Origin of the sequence: Streptomyces sp. NPDC050147 (assembly GCF_040660195.1) — a bacterium.
Lineage (GTDB): Bacteria > Actinomycetota > Actinomycetes > Streptomycetales > Streptomycetaceae > Streptomyces.
Map to the genome: position 1 here is coordinate 112303 of NZ_JBFALJ010000032.1, position 6000 is coordinate 118302.

Here is a 6000-nt window from a genome sequence, read left to right on the forward strand (position 1 = left end):
CGCTGTCGACGATCGCGCCCCACTGACCAGGCATTTCCCGGTACGGGACTGAATCGCTCCGCACAACGCGGGACTGAACTGCCCCCACATGGGCGCCCCTGCCTCCCCTCCTTGCGGGACTGACGGGACCGAGAATCCCCGACACGCCGGGGTGTTCCTTCCTCGCGAACCCCTGTGGGCTACGCTCGTGCCGCAAACCTGAATCCTCAGTCCCTTCAGACCCGTTGGTCCCGCTGGAGACCGCCCCTGCTCAGGGAGCTCCTGCAGGACGAGGGAGCTTCAGAGACCGCCCCAAACTGTGACAAGGACGACCCGGTGACCCGCCAGCCCTCGACCGCACCGTTGGTCCCGGACGAGGCCGTGCACGGAAACGCGATCGCCCGGTGGTGCGCCCGGGCAGGATGGCCGGTGCATCCGCTGGCGCCGCTGCAGAAGGTCCCGCCGGCCAACTGCCAGGCCTGCAAGGAGGACCGGCACACCCCTGTGTCGTGCCCGTGTAAAGCGGCCGGGCGCTGGTGCCACGGATTTCATGCTGCGACTACCGATCTCGACCGCATCGATGCCTGGTGGCACTCGGAGTCCCATTTCGGCGTTGGTGTCTCCTGCGGGCCTGCGGACCTGGTCGTCCTGGACGTGGATGCCCACGCAGCGCAGGTTCCCGACCGGTCCCGTCTCCTGCCGGGCATCCCGATCGCCCCTCAGGTCAACCTGGACGGTCTGGCCACAGGCTTCGACACTCTGGCGCTGCTGGCAGCGCTCCGCCGCCAGCCCAGCCCGGTCGAGGACACCGGGACTCTGCGAGTACGCACGCCGTCCGGCGGACTGCACATCTGGTACCGCAACCCGCACCCCGCCACCCGCTACCGCTCCTCCACAGGATCGAGCCCGAAGATGGCGCTGGCCTGGCAGGTGGATGTGCGCTCCGACAACGGCTACATCGTTGCCCCCGCAACCCGCACTGCCGCAGGCAGCTACCGCCCCGTGGGAGACGCCCGCTACCCGGCGCCGCTGCCCAAGTGGCTGTCCGAAGAACTCGTCCGCACCCACCACGTTCCCGCCCCGATCCCTGGGCCTGCCGCCGTTCCCCGTGCCCCGCGGCGGCGCCGTTCGGCCAAGGGTGCAGAACGTCTCCTGGAGCCGCTTCTGGCCGAGGTCGCCGCCTGCGCGGCAGTGCCGGAAGGCGCCAGCTTCACGGAAAAACTCAACCGCGTCGCCTACACAGCCGGCGGCCTGGTCCAGGGCGGCCACCTCACCGAGACCGAGGTGCGCGAGCTGCTTCAGGAAGCGGCCCGTGCCGCGCGCCCAGCCCAGGAACACCGCAACCTCACGATCATCGAGTCCGCTCTGTCTGCGGGCGCCCAGCGCCCCCTCCACCCCCGAGGACGTTCATGAGCGCCGAGCCCGCACGCTTCGACGCCGAAGCGGCCGCCGCCCAGATCCACCAGCAGAGCCTGGACTTCACGCTGCCCGAAACGCATCCCAGCCTCCCGGCCCAGCAGACCGACGCCCGCTACCCACCCGCCGCCCCCGCCCCGGACGTCTTGTTGCCCAGCTCCCTGACCGACCGGGGCAACGCCAAGCTGTTCGCACGCCTCTACCGCGACCAGTTCCGCTACGTGATCGGCATGGGCTGGCACTCCTGGGACGAATACCGCTGGAAACTGACCGGCGGCGACGAAGCAGCGGTGTGGGCGGCCGGCGAGATGGCCGAACAGATCCCCGACCACGACCCCCAGGGCCGATTCACCGACCGCCAACTGGCCGCCCACCGCCGCCACTCCGAATCCACCTCCGGCCTCAAAGCCCTGCTCTACCAGGCGCAGGCCGCCCCCGGGCTGCGCCTGGACCCGGAGATCCTGGACGGCGACATCTACGCCCTGTGCACCCCCGCCGGCGTCGTCGACCTGCGCACCGGAACGCTCCGCAAGCCGGACCCGCTCACCGACATGCACTCCCGCGCCACCCTCGTAGCCCCGCACGCGATGCCGATCCCGCGCTGGGAGAGCTTCCTGCGCGACACCTTCGGCGAGGACACGAAGGGCCTGGAGACCACGCGCTTCCTGCACCTCCTGCTCGGCTACTCGATCACCGGGGACGTCGGCGCGCAGGTCCTGCCCTTCCTCTACGGGTCGGGAGCCAACGGCAAGAGCGTGCTGCTGGAAGTGATGACCCAGATCCTGGGCGACTACGCCAACGCCGCCCCGCCCGGATTCCTCATGGAGAAGGGCAAGTTCACCGAGCACTCCACCGAACTGACCGAGCTGCACGGCCGACGCATCGTGGTGTGCAGCGAGCTCAAGCCCAACGACAAGTTCAACGAGGCCCGCGTCAAACTCCTGACCGGCGGCGACACCATCACCGCGCGACGGATGCGGCAGAACTTCTTCACCTTCACCCCCACGCACAAGCTGTGGCTGCTCGGCAACCACCGGCCCGAAGTGGGGACCGGCGGCTACGCGTTCTGGCGCCGCATGCGGATCATCCCCTTCGAGCGCAGCGTCCCCGACGAGCGGAAGATCGACAACCTGGCCGCCGAACTGGTCCGCGACGAGGGCCCCGGCATCCTGCACTGGCTCATCGAGGGCGCCCGGCGCTACCTGGCCACCCGCGATCCACTGACCGGTCCGGCCTCCGTACGCGTGGCCACCGCGGCGTATGAGACCACCGAGGACCATGTAGGCCGCTTTCTCACCGAGTGCTGCACCAAGGGTTCGGACTGCGGCGGCTCGGACCTGCGGGTGGAGCAGAAGCTGCTGTACGAGACCTACGGGCGCTGGTGCTCGGAGGAGGGGATCCGCCCCTCCACGAGCCGCGCGTTCGCCAGCCGCATCCGGCAGGAGCTGGGCCTGGCCTCACCCGCAGAAATGATCAAGAATAATACGAAGAAGCTCTACCCCGGCCTCGCCCTGCTTGCGGACGACAGCGCCGAAGACGCAAGCGGGACGCCGTGAGGAGCCGTGACCAGCGCAACGAGTGCGCGGGCCGACCGTACGATGGACGATGCCTGCTTCTCCCTCCCACTCCTGACGGAGCGGGTAAGGCGGGCCGCGTGGATGCCACACCCGAAGGCCGGTGCCCGGCCGCGAAGACCAAGGAGGCCTGATGAGCGCGATTCCGCAGGAAGGCGATCTCGTCCAGGAAGCCGAGGTCGTCTGGCTGGAGGACACCGCGGACATGGACTATGTTCGCCAGGCCCTGGACAAGGTCGGCACCCGTAAAGGCAAGCCGCGCTATGAACGCGACGGTCGTCTGATCGGCTACTCCAACCTGACGCCGGACGCGCCGCGCAGCGCCGACAGCGGCCTTTTCGCCCGCCGCACGTTTTATCTGCTGCCGCACGACCGTCCCAACCGGCCTGATGACCCGGAGTGCCCCTACCGGGTGGGCTCCCCGCTGGAAGCCGTCGACCCGCGGACGATCGAAGCGGGCAAGGCCGGATCCAAGACCCCCCGGTCCCAGGCAACCGGGGAGATAGTGCCCGCCCGCTCGTAGCGACGACGCCACCCTCTGCCTCCGCCGCCCCCTGGGCGCAGCAAGAGCTGCTGCAGCTCGTTAGTACCGAGGGCCTGGTGCTCGCGGTGGTGACGATCACCGGAATCTCGAAGCACGGTGACCGGTACGCCCTAGAAGGCGACCTGTTGCGGGGTGATGCGCGGGTGGGTCGGCAGACGTCGACGCCGCATCGCTCGCGGAACTCCGTGGCGTACTGCTGAGCCTGGGCCCGGACGGTTCGGGGGCGGTCGACGCCACGCTCGAAGTGTCCGGCACGGCTGTGGTTGGTGGCTGGTTTCGGGTCGTGTCGCCGAGAAGGGGGGCGGGTACGGCTCGGACAGCGACGGTTGAAGGGGGCGGCGGGATGGGGAAAGCCAGCCGGGGCAAACGCGAACGTTCCCGCGAAGCGGCCGGGCAGTGGACGGCCGCGGAGGCCGCCCGCAAAGCGCACCGAGCCCGCACCGACACACTGCGGCTGCTCGCGGGCAACAGCCTGGTCCACACTCTGGTCGCGTCGAACCTGAACAACGTGCTCGGAGAGATGACCGCTGTTCTGATGAACAGTGATGCCCCCGAGGGCAGCTGGCATGAGGCCGCCCTCGCCATCGTGCTCGGCAAGCAGGGATACAAACCGCCCTGGCCCACAGGCCCTGGCCCGGCCGCCACTTGGCAGATCAAGCAGACGATGAAGCTGCTGAGGAGCGCCGAGGTGTTCGTCGTGTCGCCTGCCGCACACGCCGCGGTCATGGCGGCAGCCGCCACCCTGGATCCGGCCGACGTCAGCAGCCTCCATCGCGATCAGGACATCGTGGTCCCCAGCGGCTTGTTGGTCCTGCCCGAGCCCGTCGTCGTCATCAACCGGGCCGGCTCGCTGTCCGACACGGCGGCCTTCGGCTGGGACTTCACCACCCAGCACCAGATCCTCCCGACCGCCCGCTACCCCGGAGTGCGAGTCACCACGTTCATGGACCGCGACGGGCCCGTCCAGCCCGAACACTGGCGACAGATCGTCAGCCACGCCCGCGCCCTGGGCTCCCCGATGCCCCGGCTCGTGCTCGATGGCATGTACGGCATGCGCGGCGACGGATGCCTCGCCAAGGAGAGCGACGAGTATCGCGCCCAGATATCCGAACAGCACCGCGAGATCCAGAACGCGCTCAACAGCGCCGCCCAGTGGCGGGCCGAACCGGTGGCGGAGATGGGGGAGTGGAACGGCGAGCGCATCAACGACGTCCACGACGACTTCGCATGCCGCTACATGTTCGCCTTCTGGCGCCTGGCCGCGCAGGGCATCACCACCCCGCTCACCTCCACGGCGGGCGCCGTCCCGCACGGGCCGACCGCGCCCGGTGAGCCCGTCGACCCGGATGTACGGATCATCCGGCTCAGCAAGCAGGTCACCCGCTCCGACGAGCGTGCCGACGCGTCCTCTGGCAAGGCGACACGCTCTTATCACCACCGGTGGCCGGTACGCATGCACAAGGTCCGCCAGTGGTACCCCAAGAGCCAGGAACATCGGGTGATCTGGAGAGGCCCCTACATCAAAGGCCCGGCTGAGGCCCCCCTCATGTTGGGGGAGAAGGCGTACGTCGTCGACAGCTGAGTCCTGCCCCCAACTGGTTGACATCTGCTGTTTGAGCAGGTCACGGCGTGTGCCGGCGGGGTTGGGTGTGTGTCTTCTTCTCGATGAGCATCTGCTGCTCGGCAGAGTCGAGGACTTCGTAGGGTGAGGTCCCGCAGTGGGCCCATCCGATGCCGAAGCTGATGCCGACCCGCAGGGCCTGTTCGGCGATGCGGATCGGCGGGATGACCGCATTGCGCAGGCGGACAGCGAGGTCCTGGGCGTCGGCGGGGCTGAGCTCGTCGGCCAGGAGGGCGAACTGGCCGCCGCGGATCCGGGCGACGGTGTCGTGGGGGTGTGCGCTGTCGGTGAGGCGTTTGGCCACTTCGATGAGGACGGCGTCGCCGGTCTGACGTCCGAAGCGGTCGTTGATCGTTTTGAAGCCGTCGAGGTCGCCGATGAGGACGGCAAGGCCCTGGTCGCCCTCATCGCCAGGTCCCAGTGGTGAGACTAGGTGTGTGTGCGCGGTGGCGCCTTCGGGGTCTGTCGGCGAGCTGTTCCGGTCACGACTTTGGGTCCCCAGTCCGGCCAGCTGATCGTGAGCACGTTGTACTGCGCGAGGGGGTGGGGCTCATGGGCGGCAGAGTGCGCTAATTTCGGGCCGCATGAAAGACACCTCCCGACTGCGTCAGGCCGTCCTTACGTGGCTCGAGCACGCACAAGACCTTCCCTCCATACCCCAGGCCATCACCGACGTAGCACTGGCGGCTGAGCCAGAGTTCGACGCTGTGATCAACGCGGTGGTGGACGCGGCGCCGAGGTCCCAGCACCGCGACCTGTACGGCAAGTCCGACGGCGACTGGTTGCCCAACTGGTCCACGCTCCTGGGCAGATCCGGCCTGGGGGAGGCGTCCCGTCTGGTCGCCCAGGGAGCGACGGTTCCGGTG

General features: G+C 68.9%; 5 protein-coding genes and 1 pseudogene. 5 read left to right on the forward strand and 1 reads right to left on the reverse strand.

The annotated features are described in order from the left end of the window. The first annotated feature begins 315 nt into the window (after positions 1-315). The 4 genes from AB0I94_RS36345 (at position 316) to AB0I94_RS36360 (ending at position 5095) form a co-directional block, all read left to right on the forward strand. Positions 316-1392, forward strand: coding sequence for a bifunctional DNA primase/polymerase (locus tag AB0I94_RS36345; protein ID WP_363314047.1), 1077 nt, complete (start codon positions 316-318; stop codon positions 1390-1392). Beyond that, the gene (locus AB0I94_RS36350; protein WP_363314048.1) at positions 1389-2951 is read left to right on the forward strand and encodes a phage/plasmid primase, P4 family; all 1563 of its coding nucleotides are present in this window, start codon (positions 1389-1391) and stop codon (positions 2949-2951) included. The genes AB0I94_RS36345 and AB0I94_RS36350 overlap by 4 nt, the downstream gene beginning before the upstream one ends. A gap of 151 nt (positions 2952-3102) precedes the next feature. Further along, on the forward strand, positions 3103-3492 hold the full coding sequence (locus AB0I94_RS36355) for a DUF6009 family protein (protein ID WP_363314049.1): 390 nt from the start codon (positions 3103-3105) through the stop codon (positions 3490-3492). A gap of 364 nt (positions 3493-3856) precedes the next feature. Further along, entirely contained in the window at positions 3857-5095 is a 1239-nt protein-coding gene (locus tag AB0I94_RS36360; protein ID WP_363314050.1) for a hypothetical protein, read from the forward strand. A 40-nt stretch (positions 5096-5135) separates the two neighbouring features. On the opposite strand, the pseudogene AB0I94_RS36365 reads toward AB0I94_RS36360, so the two are convergent. Continuing rightward, positions 5136-5543: pseudogene (locus AB0I94_RS36365) on the reverse strand (GGDEF domain-containing protein); the annotation flags it as partial. Between the two features lie 175 nt (positions 5544-5718). Here AB0I94_RS36365 and AB0I94_RS36370 point away from each other — a divergent pair. Next, the coding region (locus AB0I94_RS36370) for a hypothetical protein (RefSeq protein WP_363314051.1) at positions 5719-6000 on the forward strand (282 nt) is incomplete at its 3' end.